This window comes from Pseudarthrobacter sp. rb, from assembly GCF_056389225.1.
The window spans coordinates 52915-71807 of the sequence record NZ_JBWJAR010000009.1 but is presented as its reverse complement, the minus strand read 5'-3'; the positions used below and the strand labels follow the sequence as shown (position 1 = coordinate 71807).

Genomic DNA, 18893 nt, shown 5'->3' with positions numbered 1-18893 from the left:
GTGCTGGTGCCGATGCGCTGGGGCGACATGGACGCCTATGGCCACATCAACAACGTCCAGATCGTTCGGATGCTGGAGGAGGCCCGGATCGCAGCTTTCGGACCGCCGCGGGGTGCGGGCCTTCAGGGTATTGAGCCCCCGGTGTCGCTGTTCAATGAGGTCCCGGCCGGGACCCTTGCCCTGGTGGTGGACCACAAGATCCGTTACGTCCGGACACTTGAATACCGCAACGTTCCTGCTGTGGTCCAGGTATGGATCGGTGCCGTCAAGGGCGCCAGTTTCGACATCCACTACCTGCTCCAGGACCCCGTTACCCGTGAGGACTGCGTGAAGGCGAGCAGTCATCTGGCGTTCGTGGATGAAGCCACGGGCCGGGTGCAAAGGCTCAGCCAGGAACAGAAAGACCGGATGGCCCCCTACAGGCACTAAGACTCTGGACAGCCTGCACCGGACCCACTGGACTGGAACCACGTTGTACACCGAAAGGAAGCGCTCATGGCCAGCAACAAGAACCGCACCGCCCGAAAGAAGAAGACCTGGAAGGAAATGTCACCGGGTGCCAAGATGGGCACCATTGTGACGGGCCTGGTTCAGGTTTCCCTGCTGGTTGCCGCCCAGCGGGACATCTCCCGGCGCCCGGCAGAACTCATCAACGGGCCCAAGGCTGCATGGCGGGCGGCGTCCTTTGTTAATTTCATCGGGCCCATGGGGTACTTCATCTTCGGCCGGAAGCACTCCGCCACCGGCAACTAGCCCTGCCTGGCAGGAGGGCGGCCGGGCAACGTGGAGCGGCCGCCCAGCTTGACCCTGTAAATTTGAGGGCATGACCCCCACTGCCACTGTTGCCATGACCCGCGCCCTCGGCATCTCCCAGGAGATCGAGGACGCGGCGTGGTTTGTGTTGGGTCCCGGCCTCCAGGGCAAGGCCTCGCCCCTGGACGGCCGCACCAGGACGTGGTCCGTTCCGGCGGCCGCGGAACTGCTCGACCGGCTGGATCGCGGCATCGCCGACCCCAAGGCCCCGATGATGACGAACCTCCGCGAAAACCTGGAGGGTGCCACCCGGGGAGCAAAACAGCTGGCCGTGGAGCTGCTCTTCCTGCAGTCCCTCCCGCTGGCCCACGAAGTGAAGTCCCTCAAGGTCAAGCGCGCCCGCGTGGCCGAAGCCGCCGGCTGGCTGGAGCCGCCGCTGGAACTTCCCGAGGAACTGTACGCGGGGATGACCGACCACGGCGTGATCCGGGACCGGACCGCCGAATTCAACTGGACCATCTGGGACCACCTGAAGTGGCTGTGCCGGTTCGTGCGGAATGTTGCCCAGCGGCCGGCTGCTGTGGTGCAGGCGGCCATCAAAGACCCCCTGCAGTTCCACCGCCTCGCCGCATCCACCCCCGACGACCAGCCCGCCATCCGCCGGAGTATCGAATTCCTGGCGTGGCCCAGCTACTTCGAGCCCGTGGTGGCGGACGTGGAGCGGCAGGAAATCCGCGACGCCTTCGCTTCCCTGGTGGGAGGGGCGAAAGGCGACGGGGAAGAGGACATCACCGCGGACATCCACCGCATCCGGCTGCACCTGGACGAGCAGGCCGGCCAGCGGATCGACTGGTACTCCCGCCAGCTGGTCAGCCAGTGGCGCAAGGTGGGCGACCCCGGCCGGCGCGCCTGGCTGCTCCGGACGCACAGCGACCACGCCGAGCTGCTCACCGCCTGGCACGGCGAAGAAAAGGTGACCCTCGACGTCGAGCATCTCCGCACGCTGGACCCCGGCGTCACCGCCGGCCTGGTGCAGCACGCCGTGGACGAGGACTACAAGCACCTTGGCTACGTGGAACGCGAGGACACCAAGACCGCGGTCTTCGCCTTCCTGACCGTCATGAAGCCCGGGGACCTGGTGCTGTACCAGCACGCCGGAACCGTACGGCTGGGCGGCGTGCTGGGCGAGCCCGAGTACAACGACGACAACCGGCGCCTGCGCCGCAAGGTGCGCTGGTTCGACGACGGCCATACCGCCACCAGCCTTCCCCGGCATGTCCAGCGCCAGCTCGCCACCCCCGGCATCGTGGTGGACGTGACCCGCGTGGTCCAGGCGCTGCAGGCGCTGCTGCCGGCCGAGGCGGAAACCGAGCCCGACGGCGATACTGACGGCGCCGCCGTCGTCCCCCCTGTCCAGGAGGGCTTCCGCCCGCTGACGCAGGAATTCGCAGCCTCGCTGCACATGGAGCTGGATCCCCTCCAGGAGATCGCCGACCTGCTGGAGGAAAACCGCCAGCTGGTCCTCTACGGCCCTCCCGGCACGGGCAAGACCTACCTGGCCAAGCACCTCGCCGCGGAACTGGCGGACGACACCACGGACGAACGCGTCAAGCTGGTCCAGTTCCACCCGTCCTACGCCTACGAGGACTTCTTCGAGGGCTACCGGCCGGACAAGACCGATGAAGGCCAGGTGTCCTTCAAGCTGGTGGCCGGTCCGCTGCGCCGGCTGGCGGAGGAAGCTGCGAAGCCAGGGAATGAGAAGAAGCCGTACTTCCTGATCATCGATGAGATGAACCGCGCCAACCTGGCCAAGGTGTTCGGTGAGCTGTATTTCCTGCTGGAGTACCGCGATGACCGGATCTACCTGCAGTACAGCCCCAACGAGCCGTTCACGCTGCCGGACAACCTCTACATCATCGGCACCATGAACACCGCTGACCGGTCCATCGCCATGATGGACGCGGCCATCCGCCGGCGCTTCTCCTTCATCGAGCTGCACCCGCAGACCGAGCCGGTCAAGGGCTCCCTGCTCCGGTTCCTGCAGGCCAGGCAGCTGGATACCACCCCGGCGCTGCTGCTGGACGCGCTCAACGGGGCCATTGACGAGTGGGACCGGGACCTGATGATCGGCCCGTCCTACTTCATGAAGCCCGCAGCCCAAACCCCTGCCGGTCTGCGCCGGATCTGGAAGTACGAGCTCATGCCGCTGCTGGAGGAGCACTATCACGGCCAGCTGACGCGGGCGCAGCTGGAGGAGCGGTTCGGGCTGGACCAGCTGCTGGGACGCGTTGCAGCGCGCTGACCCCAGGGCGTCCGTGCGGCACCTTGTCCTGGACGAGCTGTCCCGCGGGCTGGTGGAACGGCTGGATGCGCCCACTGCTTCCTTCCTGAATTCCAGCGGGTTGGCCAAGGCCTCGCCCATGGGCATGGGGCTGTACCGGATCGAGCCGGTGGGCAGGGTGGGCTCGGTGCGCACCCCCACGCTCCAGCTGGACGTCCGGCCCAAGGACCGGCTGGGGCTCAGCCGGCTCCTGTTTTTGCTCAGCTACGCGGGGGAGCAGGGGTTCCGCCCGGAGCTGGTGGCGGCGGACGAGGACCGGGAGCTGTGGAGCGCGCTCGCGGAGTCCCTGGCGCAGCTGGCCGAACGCGCCCTGGGCCGCGGGGTCCTGCAGGGCTACCTCACCGTGGACGAATCCCTGCGCACGGTCAAGGGCCGGATCCGGATTTCGGACCAGATCTCCCGCCGCCCCGGCATGCTGGTCCCGCTGGAGGTCTCCTACGACGAATTTACCGAGGACATCGCCGAGAACCGAATCCTGCGCGCCGCCCTGGAACGGATGGGGCAGGTGCCCGGAGTCCGGCCCGAGGTGCTGGGGCGGCTCCGCCGGCTGAAGGGAAAGCTCGACGCCGTCACCCGCCTTCCAGCGGGCGCCCCGGTGCCGCCGTGGACGCCCACCAGGATGAACCTGCGCTACCACGCAGTGCTGCGGCTGGCGGAGCTGATCCTGCGCAACGCATCCGCCGAAGCGGGGGAGGGCAGGCAGCTGACAGCGTCGTTCGTGGTGGACATGGCGCAGGTTTTCGAAGACTTCGTGGGAACGGCACTGCGCAGTGCGATGGCGTCATATCCGGGGGAACTGCGGCTGCGGTACAACGCCCTCCTCAGCGAGGCGGTGCGCGATTCCGACCGGCTGTCCGTGCGCCCGGATGCCGTCCACATGCTCGGCGGACGCCCGGTGGTGGCCTACAACGCCAAGTACCGGGCGGCGTCGGACGCCGGCGCGTCGCTGACGGCCGACCACTACCAGATGCTGGCCCACTGCACGGCACTGGCTGTGCCCACCGCGTGGCTGGTCTACGCGGGCAAAGGCGAGATGAAGCTCCGCCGCATCCTGAACACCGACATCGACATCGTGGAGTTCCCGCTGGACCTCAGCCAGCCGCCTTCGGCCATCCTGGCATCCATCCGGGACCTCGCCTCCCAATCCTGGGGCGAGGTGCTCAGGACCGCTGCACCGGAACCCGGAACGTAAACGTCGTTCCCTCGCCCAGCGTGCTCTCGACGTCGATGGTCCCGCCGTGGGCTTCCACGATCGCCTTGCTGATGGGCAGGCCCAGGCCGACGCCCGGGATGGCGGTGCGCCGGACGTTGCTGGTCCGGAAGAACTTGGCGAACACCTCGGAGGCGTCCTCCGGGCTCATGCCCATCCCCGTGTCCTTGACCCGGCAGGCCAAATGGCCGTTTTCCCGCGCCAGCGACACCACTACCTCGCCGCCGTCAGGGGAGTATTTGATGGCGTTGGACACCAGGTTGTCCAGGACCTGGGAGATCCTGGCGCTGTCCACGTGGGCCTCCAGCCGTTCCGGGGTTTCCGCCCGGAGTTCCACCCCGGCGGCGGCTGCACGTGGCAACGCCGAGGACACGCTGCCGCGCACCAGCTCGGCAACATCCACGGCATCCGGTGAGACGATCAGCTGGCCGTTCCGGCTGGCCAGCAGGTCTGACACCAAGGTCAGGAGGCGCTCGGAATTCCGGCGGATGATCTCCAGCATCTCCCGCTCGGGCTCGTCCGGATCATCGGCCAGCAGGATCTCAACGTAGCCCAGGATCGACGTCAGCGGGGTCCGGAATTCGTGGGAGACGCTGGAGACGAAGTCGTCCTTGGCGGTGAGTGCGTTCACCAGATCGGTGACGTCGCTGAAGACGATCACCGAGCCGGTGAAGTTGCCGTCGGAGTCCTTCATGGCCCGTGCCGTGGTCACGAGTGCCCGCTGGTCCTTCCCGTCGCCCAGCCAGACCAGGTAATCAGTGAAGGTTTCCCCCAGGACGGCGCGGCGCACCGGACGCTCCTGGACGGGGATCAGGGTTTTCCGGTCCGGGCCGTAGACCAACAGCTGCGATTCGTTGGGGTCCGCAATGTTCTTTGGCCGGGCCAGTTCATGGTTGGCCCGCTGCTTCCGGTTCATCAGGATGTCATGGCCGTCGGCATCAACCGCCAGGACGCCCAGATGCACGGTATCCAGCACAGTGTTCAGCAGCGATTCCTGGCGCTTGCTGGTCCGCAGGCTGGCGCGCAGCTGCTCGTCCTTTTCTTCCAGCTGTTCCTGCTGGCGCATCATGCTCAACGTCAGGACGCTCACGGACACGCCGATGCCCAGCATCATGACGGGCAGCAGCAGCGAACGGGCGAAGTCCTGCGGCGTGGAAGTTTCCTTCAGGAGCAACGGCACCCAAATGATGGCCAGCGGGCCAAGGAAAGAGAACCACAGCGCGGCCCTCGGGTAGTACCCGGACGCGCAGAGCCAAATGACGGGGAACACGGCCAGCAGGCTGATTCCCGTCAGGCTTTCCTGGCCGCCTTCCCTGCCCGCCGCGATGGAGATGAAGTCCAGCAGCGGGATCGCCAGGAAACTGGTGTAGGGCAGCCGCCCCCAGGGAATGACGTAGCAGAGTGCCATGATGGCCAGCTGCGAAACGAGGAACGCGACGAACAATGGGTTGTTCATTGTGGCCGGGAAGAATGCCCACACCAGCACGGCCGTCAAAATGGTGGTCACGAACAGCGGCATCTGGCTCATCGCCACCCGGTCCGTCAGCCGGTATTCATGGAAGGGCCGTTTGAAAAACCGCAGCCGTCCCGAGGACCAGGCGGTGGGGTCGCTCATGGCGCGGAGGACGCGGATGTGGGGGTGTGCGGGACCATACCAGCAGGATATCCGCAGCCAGCTATACTTCAGACGTTGGCACTGAGGGGGCTCTATGAGTGAGGCACGTGTGGGTCTGGTCATCGAAGATGACCACGACATTCGGGAACTGGTTCGCACTGTGCTGACCCAGGCTGGATTTGAGGTAACCGTCGCCAGCGGCGGCGCCGAGGGCGTCCTGATGGCCAAGAGCCTTAATCCCGATGTCATTACGCTGGACCTGGGGTTGCCGGACATCGACGGCTTTGAGGTCTCCCGGCAGATCCGCGAGTTTTCGGATGCGTACATCGTGATGCTGACGGCGCGCACCGAGGAGCTGGACACCCTGATCGGGCTCGAATCCGGGGCCGATGACTACCTCACCAAGCCGTTCCGCCCGCGGGAGCTCCGCGCGCGGGTTGCGGCCATGATGCGCCGGCCGCGGTCCGTTCCTGATCCGCACGAAGTTTCGGTGGATGCCTCCGCGGACAGCGCGGCCCATCCGGAGCGCGGAAACTTCAGCCACAACGGCCTGGAGCTCAGCTACGCCTCCCGCACCGTCACCGTTGACGGCAAGGAGATGAACCTGACCCGTACCGAGTTCGAACTCCTTTACGCGCTCCTGGAAGCAGGACGGACGGTCAGGACCAAGTCCGACCTGGTGCGGCGGCTCCGCGACGAGGATTACGACGTCGGCAGCTACATCAGCGAGGCAGACGAACGTTCCGTGGAGGTCCACATGGGGAACCTGCGCAAAAAGCTGGGGGACTCACCGCAGCAGCCACGGTGGCTGCAAACCGTTCGCGGGGTGGGCTACCGTTTGGCCCCGGGGCAGCACTGAGCCTGCAGCCGGTGCATGGTCTGCCTGCTGCACTGGGTGATGGGCCGCAGGTAGGTGGCGGCCAGCCTGGGCAGCGCCACCGCCATGTCAGCGTGGCGGGCCTCGGCCCGGATCTCGTTCTCCAGCTCCAAGGCCAGTGCGGCCAGGCGCTCGGCTCCCACCATCTGGCTTGACGTCTTCAGGCTCAGGACCGCGTCCATGGAGCCCTCCAGGTCCCCCGTGGTCAGGGCCAGCCGCAACCGGCCCAGCCGCTGCGGCAGGTACTCGATGAAGTTCCCCACGAAGACGCGGCTGTAGCCTTCCTCCTCCTCGAGTTCGTCCCGCAGCCGGTCCAGGACGGACTGGTCTACCAGCGGCCTGGGGGCATCATCTGATGTGCTCATGACACTCCTTTCTGCTGGCTTTGTGACTCGGGAAACTGGGCGGTGAGGCCGGAACGCTTGCTCTTTTTCAGGTTAGGACTGTTCCCATGACCTAGCAGAAGACTCGGCAAGAATTGTGGTTTTCTTGATGGGAGTGCGGATTTCTGCCCATAAGATCAAGGCCAGTGCTTTCTGCACTGACGCCACCGGCGGCCGAGGCCGCCTTTCAATCTGGGGATAGATTGCCGTGTTCCGAATACTCAGGTCCTTATTTGTCGCGCTCATAATCGGGGTTGGACTGGCGGTGTCCGTCATCCAGCCGGCCAGCGCAGCAGCCACCTCACCGCAAGTTTCGCTCAATCCCACCTCCGGACCGGCCGGTTCCGCCGTGACCGTCACCGGAACCGGGTTCAAGGCCTCCACCACAGGCACCGTGATCGTCGGTTCCTCCACGTTCGCGTTCCAAACAACATCGACGGGTGCATTCAGCACAGGCATCACCATTCCGTCGGCGTCCACCGGGAACCTCACCATCACCGCCAAGACGTCGTCCATCAAGGCATCCGCCACATTCGTGGTCCAGGCGGCGCCGGCTCCGGCACCCGCAACGGCGCCGGCCATCAGTTCCGCCGCCTTGCGCTTTGGAGCGGCAACGCCGGGGGGACCCCTGGCAAGTTCGGAACTGGACGAGGTGGCCACAGTGTCGGGGGAAATCCCTTCCATCGTGATGAGTTACAAGGATTTCCTGCAGTCCCCGCCCATCACTGAGCTGGACGCTGTCCGCTCCCGCGGAGCGACGCCCCTGGTCACCTGGGAGCCCTGGGCGTGGGGAGGCGGCGTAGACCAGCCGGCGTATTCGTTGGCCAGGATTACTGCCGGGGATTTCGACGGTTACGTCAGCCAGTGGGGCCAGTCCCTCGCGGCCTGGGGCAAGCCGGTCATGCTGCGTTTTGCCCACGAGATGAACGGCAACTGGTATCCCTGGGCCGAAGGCGTCAACGGCAACCAGGCCGGAGATTACGTCGCTGCCTGGCGGCACGTGCACGACGTCGTTGCCGCCACGGGTGCCACCAACGTCCAGTGGGTTTGGTCGCCGAACGTGCCTTACTGGGGCTCCACTGACCTGGCAGGCCTGTACCCGGGCCCGGGCTACGCGGACATCGTGGCCCTGGACGGCTACAACTGGGGCACCTCGCAAACCTGGAGCAGCTGGGTTTCCCCCGTGGACCTCCTCGGCCCCGGCATCTCCCAGCTCCGCACCCTGGCCCCCGGGAAACCCGTGCTGATAGCGGAAACGGCGTCCAGCGAACTGGGCGGTTCCAAAGCGACCTGGAACACGGACCTGGTGTCCTACCTTGCCGCCCAGCCGGACGTGATGGGCTTCGTCTGGTTCCACATGCAAAAGGAAACAGACTGGCGCATCAACAGCAGTGACTCGTCGGCGTCGGCGTTCAAGTCCGCCCTGTTGGCACGGAGAAGCTAGGGGATAGGATAGCTGCTCCGAAACGGTCAGTGGCGGCTGCCTGGTCGCCGGCAACCCGTTTATCCTGCCGGGCCAGGATCAAGGTCGGTGGTGGGAGCAGCGAAAGATTTCCTCAAGATTGGCTGTTTATGGACCCTCAGGCGCCGGCTTCGAGGAAATGCACCAACTGGGCTTCGAGGGCCGATCGGTCCTTCAGTTCGCACTCCCAGACCGTCAGCACGTCCCAGCCGGCGTCTTGCAGCTGCCGACGCTGGCCGGCGTCGCGCTCCCGGGTCCGGGTCCGCTTTGCTGCCCAGAACTCGGCGTTGGCTTTTGGAGCGTGCAGACCCACCCTGCAGTCGTGGAAATGCCAGAAGCAGCCATTGACGAAGATCACCTTGTGCCGGGCGGCGAAGACGAGGTCAGGATTGCCTGGCAGTTTGGTGCTGCCGGACCGGCCGTGCAGCCGGTACCGGTAGCCCCTGGCGTGCAGGAGCTGCCGCACCAGCAGCTCGGGTTTGGTGTTCTTCCCGCGGATCCGGGACATGTTCCAGCTGCGCTGCGCAGGAGTGAGTTTGTCTGCAGTGGGCTTGGCCGCGCTGGAATCGTCCGGCATCCTTCCAGTCTAGGAGGGCCTAGATCTCCCGTTCCGGCTGTTCGCCGAACACGAAGTGCCGGCCGCTGACGGAGGTTGGATCGATCTCCACATAAAAGTCCTTGAGCGTGGGGACCCAGGTCTTCAGGCCCAGTTCTTCGATGGCAGCGAGCTCATCCGAGTTGCTGAGGACCCTTGCCGTCCCCCGGAGGACAACGGACCAGGCCTCCTGCGACAGGATGCCGTCCGTTTCGAACAGCACCTTGGCGTTGATGGTGAGTTGCGCCAGTTTGTTTCCAGGCGCCGTGCGCAGGTAGAGCTTCCGGTTGGAGGTCACGTAATTCACCGGAAAGATGTCCGGTTCCCCTGCGACGGAGACCACCAGCCTCCCGTGCTGCGTCGCCGCCAAAAGCCGCCACGACTGCTCATCATCGAGTTCCAGGACAGGATTGCCGTCCGCGTGTTCAAACATCATGCGGCCATTGTTCTACGTGGAGTAGAAATGCGCCAGAGGCTTTGTGCCCCCTATTCCCCCGCTTTGTGACAGCACGGTCAAGGCTTAACAGTTCGGAAACAGGTCTGTGACCGGACTGTATTTCCCGCTGGATAGCGTCGCACGCAGGGCCGTGACGGCTAAACGCAAACGAAAGCGACGCACCTAATGGGCAACGACACAGATACAACGCAATTACTGGAACCGGCGGCACCCTCCGGTGCCGCCGTCGTCGGACATTCCCCGGCAACCCCGACGGCCGGCAACACCGCGGCGCTGAACGCCACCGAGGAAAGCCTCGAGGATTACACGCTGCGGTTCGCGCCGCGCTCCTACCGCAAGTGGAGTGCTGGCGTGGTGGCAACCAGCGCTCTGGGCGGCATCGCCTACCTGGCGGACTTCTCGATCGGGGCGAACATCGGCATCTCCTACGGAACGGTCAACGCGATCCTGGGGATCCTGGTGGCGGCCGTGGTCATCTTCGCCACCGGCTTTCCCTTGGCGTACTACGCCGCGCGCTACAACATCGACCTGGACCTGATCACCCGGGGCTCCGGCTTTGGCTACTACGGGTCGGTGGTCACCAACGTCATCTTTGCCACGTTCACTTTCATCTTCTTTGCGCTGGAGGGCTCCATCATGGCGCAGGGGCTGGAGCTGGGGCTGGGCATTCCGCAGTGGCTGGGATACGCCGCGTCCACGGTGATCATCATTCCGCTGGTCATCTACGGCATGAACACGCTGGCCAAGCTCCAGGTGTGGACCACCCCGCTGTGGCTGCTCCTGATGGTCGTACCTGTGGGTTACCTGCTGGTCTCGCACCCGGAGAGCATCGACAGCTTCTTCGCCTACACCGGAGCGACCGGCGACGGCGGCCCCAACCTTGCGTCCGTGATGCTCGCCGCCGGCGTGTGCCTGTCCTTGATGGCGCAGATTGCCGAGCAGATCGACTACCTCCGGTTCATGCCGCCGCGCACCGAGGCCAACCGGAGCGCCTGGTGGCGCGCAGTGATCCTGGCCGGCCCGGGCTGGGTGATCTTCGGGGCCATCAAGCAGATCGTGGGCCTGTTTATTGCCATCTACCTGATCGCCACGCTGGATCCTGCCGCCTCCGCCACGGCCAATGAGCCCGTTCACCAGTTCCTGGGCGTGTACCAGGAGATGATGCCCGCGTGGCTGGCGATGACGCTTGCGGTGGTTTTGGTGGTCATCTCGCAGATCAAGATCAACGTCACCAACGCGTACTCCGGCTCGCTGGCCTGGACCAACTCCTTCACGCGCATCACCAAGACCTACCCGGGCCGGATGGTGTTCGTGGTGGTGAACCTGCTGATCGCGCTGGTCCTGATGGAAGCGAACATGTTCGACTTCCTCAACACCATCCTCGGGTTCTACGCCAACTGCGCCATCGCCTGGGTTGTCACCGTGGCGTCCGATATTGCCATCAACAAGTACCTGCTCAAGATTTCCCCCAAGGTGCCTGAGTTCCGCCGCGGCATGCTGTACGCCGTGAACCCTGTTGGCTTCGTGTCGATGCTGGTCTCCGCCGGAGTTTCGATTGCCGTGTTCTTCGGGGCATTTGGAGCCGCGATCCAGCCATACTCGCCCATCTTTGCGGTGGGCCTGGCGCTGGTCCTTCCACCGGTGCTGGCGGCGGTGACCCGTGGCCGCTTCTATCTCCGGCGATTCGACGACGGGATCGACCTGCCCATGTTCGACGCCGACGGGAACCCCAGCGACGCCAAGCTCCTTTGCCACGTGACGGGGTTGGAGTTCGAACGCCCGGACATGGTGCGGTCCGCGCAGGACGCGTCCGACGGCGGTCCGCAGTATGTTTCGTCCCTCGCCTTGTCCACGGACAAGACGGGGGAGTTGGTCCTGCCCGCACAGAAGTAGGGTTTTGTTTTCTTCATTCTTTATCGACGGGGGAGCCGGTGCACTTTATGCACCGGCTCCCTTTATGACTTTTTGCTGGACGGACCCGGTGGTAAAACGGTGGGCGGTACCTGTGGATAAGTCTGATCGGGGAATTGTGACGTGGGCTACCCTTAAGGCACTGTTCGGAGCAAGCCGTCTTGAAACTACTGGGGGAATAGCGGCCCATGACATCACAGAACTCCTTTACGTCCCGCGCTGTGCCGTCGGGAGCAGCAGCCCTTGTTGTTGGTTTGGCGCTCGCTTTGTCCGGCTGCAACTCCGGAGGGTCGCCGGGGCCAGGCGGCACTTCGTCCCAAGTGGCGGCGGAGACACCCACTGCCAGCGCCACCGCCACCGCCACTCCCACCCCAACGCCGAGTGCCGCCTACAAGCCCGCCGACGCCTCCGGACCCGCCCAGAACGTCCCGGTGCCTGTGCTGCCCGAGGTGGCTAAGACGGAGACGAAGGAAGGGCTCGAGGCGTTTACGCGGTATTGGTTTGAGCTGCTGAACTATGCCTACCAAACGGGTGACGTTGCAGGCCTGCAGGCTGTAACTTCGGCTAACTGTGAGTACTGCTCGAAGCTGGCGACTTCCTTGAGCACTAACTATCAAGGGGATCGCTGGCTGGCCGGTGGAAAGATCACTACGCCGGCCAGCACCACGTCATTTGAGAAATCCGACGACGGCAACTTTCAGGTCGTTTTGCAGGTTCTGCAGACTCCAGTTAGCTACTACGAGCCCGGCGGTAGAGAATTCAGAGCCGCAAGTAATGGTTCAAACACGGGTAATGTCCTACTGGCGGACTTCGTAAATGGCGCTTGGCGCGTCAACGACCTGCACCCGATACGCTGATGCCTGGTCCAAGATGGCAAAGCGTTTTCACTCTGCTTCTTCTGTCCTTGGTTCTCATCGGGGTGCCAACAGTTCCTGCAGTCGCGGACGACGGACTTGAAGCTGATTTCGGTGAAGTGGGAATTGATCTCGACACGTGGACGAGGGATCCGGTCACCGGTCACATGTCTCCGCCTGCACCCGGCACCGTGAGTACCGACCCCAACGAGTACAAGTACGAACTTCAGTGCCATCTCGGCGGAGGCGACTTCGATACGCCCTGCCTCGCCCGTCAGCTCGACTGCAAAGACCGGGAAGACGGCGCCAAGGGCATCCCGGTCATGTGGCTGTCGCGGCCCCGGGGTGTGCCGGGGGCTGTTTGGGCGCATCACTCTGGCCCCACTTGCCTTTACGACCCGAAGCCCGAGGACCTCCTGCCCAGGATCGCCGCGGATATCCAGCGGCAGTTCCAGAACCTCCCGGTCAGCGCCGGGGCGGTCGTGGCCCAGCCCAGCCCCAACACCCTCCGGGGCGCCGAGACGAATTTCTACGCGGAAGCGGCTGAACAGCAGTTCGACATCACCATGTTCGGCCAGAAAGTCCACGTGGTAGCCACGCCCGTGCAGTACACGTGGAACTACGGAGACGGAACAGTCTTCGGCCCGCAGCCTTCCATGGGTGGCCCGTTGCCGCAGGACCGGTGGGGCGAGAAGACCCGCACCAGCCACGCGTATGCCTCCACGGGCGATTTCCAGGTTGTCCTGACCACCTCGTTCCAGGGCACGTACTCGGTGAACTCCGGGCCGCCGCTGCCGATCCCCGGCCAAGGCCAGTTCAACGCGCCACCGCAAACCATCAGTGTGTGGCGTTCGATAACGCGCAACTACGCCGACGACTGCAATGCCAATCCGCAGGGACAGGGCTGCCCGGGCGTTGGGGGATAGCGCGGGGACCGAAAAACCTGTGATCCCCGTCGCACCGGCGCAAGTCCGGAATAGTTGCACGCGCCCCACAGTTGGCAAAGACAGTACGTCTTAAGCCTTCGAAAGGAACTGCGCATGCTGTTTTCCCCACTCACCCTCGGCGAACTTGAACTTCCCAACCGCCTGGTGATGGCACCCCTGACCCGCCTCCGTGCGGGTGAGAAAGGCATCCCCGGGCCGCTCCTGGCCGAGCACTACCGCCAGCGCGCCTCCCTGGGCCTGATCGTCAGTGAGGGCACGTACCCCACCCCGGCCGGCCAGGCCTACCCGGGCCAGCCCGGTATCGTCACCGAAGAACAGGTTGCAGGTTGGAAGACGGTTACCGACGCCGTCCACGCCGAAGGCGGGCGCATGTTCGCCCAGATCATGCATGGCGGCCGCGTTTCCCACTCCGACATCACCGGTGGGCTGCCCATCGTGGCTCCCAGCGCCGTAGCCATTGACGGCGACGTCCGGACTCCTGCCGGCAAGAAGCCGTACCCGGTGCCGCACGCCCTCACCACCGACGAACTCCCCATGGTCATCCAGGAATTCGTCAACGCCTCGCTGAACGCCATCGAGGCAGGGTTCGACGGCGTGGAACTGCACGCGGCCAACGGCTACCTCCTGCACGAGTTCCTGGCGCCAAACTCCAACGTCCGGACGGACAGCTACGGCGGATCACCGGAAAACCGCGCCCGATTCGTCATCGAAACCATCAACGCCGTCGTGGCAGCCCTTGGCGCGAACCGCGTGGGCGTGCGCATTTCCCCTGAGCACAACGTGCAGGGCATCGCCGAGACGGACGCAGCGGACGTTCGTGCCACCTACGAGGTCCTCGTGGACAGCATCGCGCCGCTCAACCTGGCATACCTGAGCATCCTGCACCACGAGCCCACCGGCGAACTTGTCCAGGACCTTCGTGCACGCTTCGGCGGCACTTTCCTGGTGAACACCGGCTTCGGCGTGATCACCACGCGCGAAGAAGCCGTGAACCTGGTGGCGGAAGGCCACGCAGACGCCGTTGTGGTGGGACGTCCCGCCATCGCCAACCCGGACCTTGCACGGCGCTGGAAGGAAAGCCTTCCGCTCAACGAGCCCGACGCATCCACGTTCTACGCGGAGGGCGCCACCGGTTACACGGATTACCCGCTGTACCAGGGCTGAGCGGCGGCCCACCCGCCGACCCGGATAAAACAACGACGGCGGCACCCATCATGGGTGCCGCCGTCGTTGGGTGTCAGGGGTGCTGGTCCCGGACAGCGGCGCCGGAGGCCATCCGACGACCCCCGGCTGAAGACTTGTGTGGCCCGCCGGACTCCACTGGAAGCCGGCGGTGATCAGATGCTACTCCAACGAATGGACTCTTACCAGAGCCAGTTTTCCCACCTGGACGTTAGCTACAGAACGGCCTCGCGGCCTGTGCCTTCCTTCATCAGCAGGCGCCCATCCTCGATCGAAACCAGCACGCTCTTGGGTTTCCCACTGACCTTGGTAATGGCTTTCAACCCCCGATTCGTGACCTCAACTCCCACCTGTGCGCCCTTTGCCGGCAACTCCACGGACACCTCGGATGCGATGCCGAGCAGCGGATTGGTCGAGATTCCCAGGTCCCGGCGCACTTCCTTGCCGTTGACGGTCACGGTGACGTTAGCCTCGTCGAACCCCTCCTGAAACACCACAAGCAGTTCCCGCATGATGGCCTCTTCCTCGAGCATGGGCGCCAGTAACGGCATGTCCACTACAGCACTTTGCCGGGCCCAGCGGAATACCCTCCCGGGCCCTGCTGAATCCCCATCCGCATGGCGCCTGGTGGAGCCCGGCAGCGCGGTAAGGCAAGATGTTCTGGTGACTCAACTGCCTGCACCTTCCGCCGTCTCCGCCCCCTCCCGCGCATCGGAGGACGACGCGATCTTCGCCCAGATCGCTGACGAACTGGGGGTCAAGGCCTGGCAGGTAAAGGCCGCGGTTGGATTGCTCGACGGCGGGGCAACGGTTCCGTTCATCGCCCGGTACCGCAAGGAAGCCACCGGCACGCTGGACGACACGCAGCTCCGTGACCTCGACGAACGCCTGCGCTACCTCCGCGAACTGGCAGACCGCCGCGGTGCAGTCCTCGAAGCAATTGAGGCGCAGGGCCAGCTGACGCCCGAACTGCGCAAGGCGATCCTGGCCGCGGACACCAAGTCGCGGCTCGAAGACATCTACCTCCCGTTCAAGTCCAAGCGCCGGACCAAGGCCCAGATCGCCCGGGAGGCCGGGCTGGAGCCGCTCGCCGATGCGCTGCTGAAGCGGCCGGACCTGGACCCCGAACACGAAGCCCGGAAGTACCTCAACAGTGACCACGCCATCGGTGACCCCGCCGCCGCGCTCGCCGGGGCCCGGGCCATCCTTGTGGAGCGCGTGGCGCAGGACCCTGACCTCGCCGCAAACCTGCGGGACAGGATGTGGACGCAGGGCCGGATGGTCTCCCGCGTCAAAAAGGGCAAGGAAGCCGAAGGCCAGAAGTTCGCCGATTACTTCGAGTTCGCGCAGGCGCCGGACCGGATGCCGTCCCACCGTGTGCTCGCGTTGTTCCGCGGGGAGAAGGACGGCGTCCTTGAGCTGGACCTCGCCGAAGCCGACCCATCGGACGACGCCGCCCTCACCGCCGCCCGCGCCCGCTACGAGTCCGCAGTTGCCAGGTTCCTCGGGGTCGCCGACCGTGGCCGTCCCGCCGACGCATGGCTGATGCAGACAGCCCAGGTGGCCTGGCGTTCACGCGTGCTGGCCCGCCTCACGTCCGACCTCCGCGCCCGGTTGTTCGCCGCAGCGGAGGACGAAGCGGTCCGGGTGTTCGCCGCCAACCTCAGGGACGTCCTGCTGGCCGCCCCAGCCGGAAACCGTGCCACGCTGGGCCTCGACCCGGGACTGCGGACCGGGGTGAAAGTTGCCGTGGTTGACGGCACCGGGAAGGTGGTGGCCACCGATACGGTCTACCCGCACGCCCCGGCCCGGAAATGGGACGAAGCCCTGGCCACCTTGGCGCGTTTGGCGCGCCAGCACGCCGTCGAACTTGTGGCCATCGGCAACGGGACCGCCTCACGCGAAACGGACAAACTGGCTGCCGAACTGATCAAGCTGCTTCCGGAGGTGGACCGGAAACCCCAGAAAATCGTGGTGTCCGAGGCCGGCGCGTCCGTCTACTCCGCCTCCGCGCTCGCCGCCGCTGAACTGCCGGGAATGGATGTTTCGCTTCGCGGGGCCGTGTCCATTGCCCGCCGCCTGCAGGATCCGCTCGCCGAACTCGTGAAGATCGATCCCAAGTCCATTGGTGTAGGCCAGTACCAGCATGATGTGACCGCGTCGAAACTGGACCGGAGCCTGGACGCCGTGGTGGAGGACTGCGTGAACGCCGTGGGTGTTGACGTCAACACTGCCTCGCCTGCGCTGCTGAGCCGGGTTGCCGGCGTCGGGCCCCTGTTGAGCGAAAACATCGTGGCCTACCGGAACGAGCACGGACCCTTCAGCAAGCGGACCGACCTCAAGAAAGTGCCGCGGTTGGGCGCCAAGGCGTTCGAACAGTGCGCGGGATTCCTGAGGATCACCGGCGGAGCCGAGCCGCTGGACGCCTCAAGCGTGCACCCGGAGTCCTACGCCGTGGCGAGGAAGATCCTCGTTGCCGCCGGTTCCGCCCCAGCCTCGTCCCTGGACCCGCAGAAGTTCGTCGACGGCACGTTCGGCCTGCCCACCGTCAAGGACATCCTCGCTGAACTGGACAAGCCTGGCCGTGACCCCCGGCCCGCCTTTGCCGCCGCCACGTTCTCCGAAGGCGTTGAGAAGATCTCGGACCTGGTGCCGGGCATGATTCTCGAAGGAACGGTAACCAACGTTGCGGCATTTGGGGCGTTCGTGGATGTTGGAGTCCACCAGGACGGCTTGGTCCACGTTTCCGCCCTGTCCAACCGCTTTGTGTCCGATCCGCGCGAGGTGGTGAAGTCCGGCCAGGTAGTCCGGGTGAAGGTACTGGAGGCGGATCCGGAGCGGAAGCGGATTTCGCTCACGTTGAGGCTTGACGACGAACCCGCCGGCGGCGGCGCGAGTTCAGGCCGGCGTGATTCAGGTTCCGGTCGGCGCGATTCTGGGAGCCGAAAGACCGAGCGTTCCGGGCGTCCGGACCGCCAACAGCAGGGGAAGCAGGGATCAGGCACGTCCGGTGGGAGTGTCAGGTCGAGCCCCGCATCCCAACCCGTCAACACGGCCATGGCCGAGGCACTTCGAAAGGCCGGCCTGGGCAAGTAGTCCACCAGGTCTTTTGGCGGTGACGGCTTTTCTGCAAGGGTGGGGTATGACCTATTTCCTGGAGTACACCGTTCCCGTTGCCCCCGGCGATGCCGAGTTCGAGTTCCCCAACGATGAGATCAACACCGGCACCACGGTTCCGCTGACCCAGACGGACGCCGACGTGGTGCACACACCGGTTCTCCCGGCCCGCACCGGAATCGTCGGCGCAACCGTGCCCGAGGCGAAGCTCGAGGCCGAACAGCTGATTACCCACAGCCGCGCGTCGGAAGCATCCCTGTACTTCGATCCCTCTGACTCCCTCCAGGCAGGCGTGGGTACCTTGGTGAGCACGTTCAGAGAAGGCCAGGGCTGGCAGGACGTCCAGGACGCGGGTCTTTAGCCGGCGCTCTCCAGCGTGCGCGGCCTGCCGAACCTTGTCCGGACCCCCGGGGAGTAAAGGGCGGACTCTGGCGGACCGCTGACGCTGATCCCGGCGGCTCCTACCAATCCATCGTTGAGCTGGTGGACCTCAGCGCCGAAGAGCGGCCACTCGTGGTGCGTGTTCGGAACATAGATGGTTCTGCCGTGGAAGCGGCCGTGCATGCCGTATCTGGCGGTCAGGAAGATGGATAAAGGGTCGGCTGCCGCGGTGTGCAGCTTGGGGATGACCCCAAAGTTGCTTCGGGCGGCAGTGGCGCCCAGCCGGCGTACCGAGTAACCAACGGCAGATCCATTCCGGCCGCCGGGTGTTCCGGCCGCGCCGGTGGCGTGCTGCCGTCCCCCGCCGTACCCCGGAAAGGGAGGCCATTGCCGGATGTGCGACCACACGTAGGGAATCCCGGCAGCCCGGGTCGCCAGGACAACGGGCAGCCGGTCTGCGTCCAGGCTCAGGAACACCACTCCGCGGGTGCCGTCCGGCTCGCGGGAGTAAAGCCGGACGTTCACCTCGTTGAAGCTTCCCAGATATGGGATGCCGGGGCCTCGCCCAAGCGCTGCCTGCTCCATGCGGAAGCCGATCAGGCCAACCCAGGAACTACCGTCGAACACATCGGGTTGGACTCCCTCCGGCATGAACGCGGCGGCGGCAGCCTCCGGAATGCGCCAGTGAAGGAAGACGGCATCAAGCCACCGCTGGTCGGAAAATACCGGCCTGGGAAGTGCCGGCGGCCGCGGCCACACTCCCGCGGTATTCAGGTTTCCGGTCAAGCTCCCACTCCTTCGCTCGGTC

The 18893-nt window shown here is 65.2% G+C and carries 18 protein-coding genes; 12 read left to right on the top strand and 6 right to left on the bottom strand.

The features are described 5' to 3' along the window. Positions 1–12 precede the first annotated feature (12 nt). The 4 genes from ACWRN3_RS13640 (at position 13) to ACWRN3_RS13625 (ending at position 4286) form a co-directional block, all read left to right on the top strand. Positions 13–429 (top strand): acyl-CoA thioesterase, encoded by a 417-nt coding sequence (locus tag ACWRN3_RS13640; RefSeq protein WP_324644290.1) that lies wholly within the window; start codon positions 13–15, stop codon positions 427–429. 66 nt (positions 430–495) lie between these two features. After that, positions 496–753 carry a PLD nuclease N-terminal domain-containing protein gene (locus ACWRN3_RS13635; protein WP_476740951.1) on the top strand — a complete coding sequence of 86 codons (258 nt, stop codon included), beginning with the start codon at positions 496–498 and terminating at the stop codon, positions 751–753. 70 nt (positions 754–823) lie between these two features. Further along, positions 824–3055 carry an McrB family protein gene (locus ACWRN3_RS13630; protein WP_476740950.1) on the top strand — a complete coding sequence of 744 codons (2232 nt, stop codon included), beginning with the start codon at positions 824–826 and terminating at the stop codon, positions 3053–3055. Then, entirely contained in the window at positions 3042–4286 is a 1245-nt protein-coding gene (locus ACWRN3_RS13625) for a 5-methylcytosine restriction system specificity protein McrC (protein WP_476740949.1), read from the top strand. The genes ACWRN3_RS13630 and ACWRN3_RS13625 overlap by 14 nt, the downstream gene beginning before the upstream one ends. Here the strand turns inward: ACWRN3_RS13625 and ACWRN3_RS13620 are convergent. Then, a complete protein-coding gene (locus tag ACWRN3_RS13620) occupies positions 4255–5919 on the bottom strand; it encodes a sensor histidine kinase (protein WP_476740948.1) in 1665 nt (554 codons plus the stop codon). The genes ACWRN3_RS13625 and ACWRN3_RS13620 overlap by 32 nt on opposite strands. Before the next feature lie 94 nt (positions 5920–6013). On the opposite strand from ACWRN3_RS13620, the gene ACWRN3_RS13615 reads away from it, so the two are divergent. Further along, the gene (locus ACWRN3_RS13615; protein WP_324644295.1) at positions 6014–6778 is read left to right on the top strand and encodes a response regulator transcription factor; all 765 of its coding nucleotides are present in this window, start codon (positions 6014–6016) and stop codon (positions 6776–6778) included. Here ACWRN3_RS13615 and ACWRN3_RS13610 read toward each other — a convergent pair. Further along, positions 6751–7161 carry an Hpt domain-containing protein gene (locus ACWRN3_RS13610; protein WP_324644297.1) on the bottom strand — a complete coding sequence of 137 codons (411 nt, stop codon included), beginning with the start codon at positions 7159–7161 and terminating at the stop codon, positions 6751–6753. The two genes, ACWRN3_RS13615 and ACWRN3_RS13610, sit on opposite strands and share 28 nt — an antisense overlap. Before the next feature lie 277 nt (positions 7162–7438). On the opposite strand from ACWRN3_RS13610, the gene ACWRN3_RS13605 reads away from it, so the two are divergent. Beyond that, the gene (locus ACWRN3_RS13605) at positions 7439–8623 is read left to right on the top strand and encodes a glycosyl hydrolase (protein WP_476741020.1); all 1185 of its coding nucleotides are present in this window, start codon (positions 7439–7441) and stop codon (positions 8621–8623) included. Between the two features lie 136 nt (positions 8624–8759). Here ACWRN3_RS13605 and ACWRN3_RS13600 read toward each other — a convergent pair whose 3' ends face one another. Both ACWRN3_RS13600 and ACWRN3_RS13595 read right to left on the bottom strand, forming a co-directional pair. Then, positions 8760–9218, bottom strand: a complete 459-nt coding sequence (locus ACWRN3_RS13600; RefSeq protein ID WP_476740947.1) for a very short patch repair endonuclease — start codon at positions 9216–9218, stop codon at positions 8760–8762. A 19-nt stretch (positions 9219–9237) separates the two neighbouring features. Further along, entirely contained in the window at positions 9238–9672 is a 435-nt protein-coding gene (locus ACWRN3_RS13595) for a pyridoxamine 5'-phosphate oxidase family protein (protein ID WP_224025138.1), read from the bottom strand. Positions 9673–9858: 186 nt separating this feature from the next. Between ACWRN3_RS13595 and ACWRN3_RS13590 the strand changes: the two genes are divergently transcribed. The 4 genes from ACWRN3_RS13590 (at position 9859) to ACWRN3_RS13575 (ending at position 14569) form a co-directional block, all read left to right on the top strand. Further along, on the top strand, positions 9859–11586 hold the full coding sequence (locus ACWRN3_RS13590) for a purine-cytosine permease family protein (protein ID WP_476740946.1): 1728 nt from the start codon (positions 9859–9861) through the stop codon (positions 11584–11586). A 206-nt stretch (positions 11587–11792) separates the two neighbouring features. Continuing rightward, positions 11793–12461: a DUF6318 family protein gene (locus tag ACWRN3_RS13585; protein ID WP_476740945.1), complete on the top strand. Its 669-nt coding sequence runs from the start codon at positions 11793–11795 to the stop codon at positions 12459–12461. Positions 12462–12649: 188 nt separating this feature from the next. Then, on the top strand, positions 12650–13384 hold the full coding sequence (locus ACWRN3_RS13580; protein WP_324644304.1) for a PKD domain-containing protein: 735 nt from the start codon (positions 12650–12652) through the stop codon (positions 13382–13384). Positions 13385–13498: 114 nt separating this feature from the next. Beyond that, positions 13499–14569, top strand: a complete 1071-nt coding sequence (locus tag ACWRN3_RS13575; RefSeq protein WP_324644306.1) for an alkene reductase — start codon at positions 13499–13501, stop codon at positions 14567–14569. 233 nt (positions 14570–14802) lie between these two features. Here ACWRN3_RS13575 and ACWRN3_RS13570 read toward each other — a convergent pair whose 3' ends face one another. After that, complete coding sequence (locus tag ACWRN3_RS13570) at positions 14803–15120, bottom strand: hypothetical protein (RefSeq protein ID WP_141157959.1); 318 nt, start codon at positions 15118–15120, stop codon at positions 14803–14805. Between the two features lie 130 nt (positions 15121–15250). Here ACWRN3_RS13570 and ACWRN3_RS13565 point away from each other — a divergent pair, with 130 nt between their 5' ends. Continuing rightward, entirely contained in the window at positions 15251–17683 is a 2433-nt protein-coding gene (locus ACWRN3_RS13565) for a Tex family protein (protein WP_476740944.1), read from the top strand. Between the two features lie 46 nt (positions 17684–17729). Further along, positions 17730–18065, top strand: a complete 336-nt coding sequence (locus ACWRN3_RS13560) for a hypothetical protein (protein WP_476740943.1) — start codon at positions 17730–17732, stop codon at positions 18063–18065. On the opposite strand, the gene ACWRN3_RS13555 is transcribed toward ACWRN3_RS13560, so the two are convergent. Next, positions 18062–18871 (bottom strand): YqjF family protein, encoded by an 810-nt coding sequence (locus ACWRN3_RS13555; RefSeq protein ID WP_476740942.1) that lies wholly within the window; start codon positions 18869–18871, stop codon positions 18062–18064. The genes ACWRN3_RS13560 and ACWRN3_RS13555 overlap by 4 nt on opposite strands. Positions 18872–18893 lie beyond the last annotated feature (22 nt).

What these genes read in the sequence shown, in the direction of transcription:
- ACWRN3_RS13640 (WP_324644290.1), top strand. Translation starts at nt 13, where the DNA reads ATGCGCTGGGGCGACATGGACGCCTATGGCCACATCAACAACGTCCAG.
- ACWRN3_RS13635 (WP_476740951.1), top strand. Translation starts at nt 496, where the DNA reads ATGGCCAGCAACAAGAACCGCACCGCCCGAAAGAAGAAGACCTGGAAG.
- ACWRN3_RS13630 (WP_476740950.1), top strand. Translation starts at nt 824, where the DNA reads ATGACCCCCACTGCCACTGTTGCCATGACCCGCGCCCTCGGCATCTCC.
- ACWRN3_RS13620 (WP_476740948.1), bottom strand. Translation starts at nt 5,919, where the DNA reads ATGAGCGACCCCACCGCCTGGTCCTCGGGACGGCTGCGGTTTTTCAAA.
- ACWRN3_RS13615 (WP_324644295.1), top strand. Translation starts at nt 6,014, where the DNA reads ATGAGTGAGGCACGTGTGGGTCTGGTCATCGAAGATGACCACGACATT.
- ACWRN3_RS13610 (WP_324644297.1), bottom strand. Translation starts at nt 7,161, where the DNA reads ATGAGCACATCAGATGATGCCCCCAGGCCGCTGGTAGACCAGTCCGTC.
- ACWRN3_RS13600 (WP_476740947.1), bottom strand. Translation starts at nt 9,218, where the DNA reads ATGCCGGACGATTCCAGCGCGGCCAAGCCCACTGCAGACAAACTCACT.
- ACWRN3_RS13595 (WP_224025138.1), bottom strand. Translation starts at nt 9,672, where the DNA reads ATGATGTTTGAACACGCGGACGGCAATCCTGTCCTGGAACTCGATGAT.
- ACWRN3_RS13590 (WP_476740946.1), top strand. Translation starts at nt 9,859, where the DNA reads ATGGGCAACGACACAGATACAACGCAATTACTGGAACCGGCGGCACCC.
- ACWRN3_RS13585 (WP_476740945.1), top strand. Translation starts at nt 11,793, where the DNA reads ATGACATCACAGAACTCCTTTACGTCCCGCGCTGTGCCGTCGGGAGCA.
- ACWRN3_RS13575 (WP_324644306.1), top strand. Translation starts at nt 13,499, where the DNA reads ATGCTGTTTTCCCCACTCACCCTCGGCGAACTTGAACTTCCCAACCGC.
- ACWRN3_RS13570 (WP_141157959.1), bottom strand. Translation starts at nt 15,120, where the DNA reads ATGCTCGAGGAAGAGGCCATCATGCGGGAACTGCTTGTGGTGTTTCAG.
- ACWRN3_RS13560 (WP_476740943.1), top strand. Translation starts at nt 17,730, where the DNA reads ATGACCTATTTCCTGGAGTACACCGTTCCCGTTGCCCCCGGCGATGCC.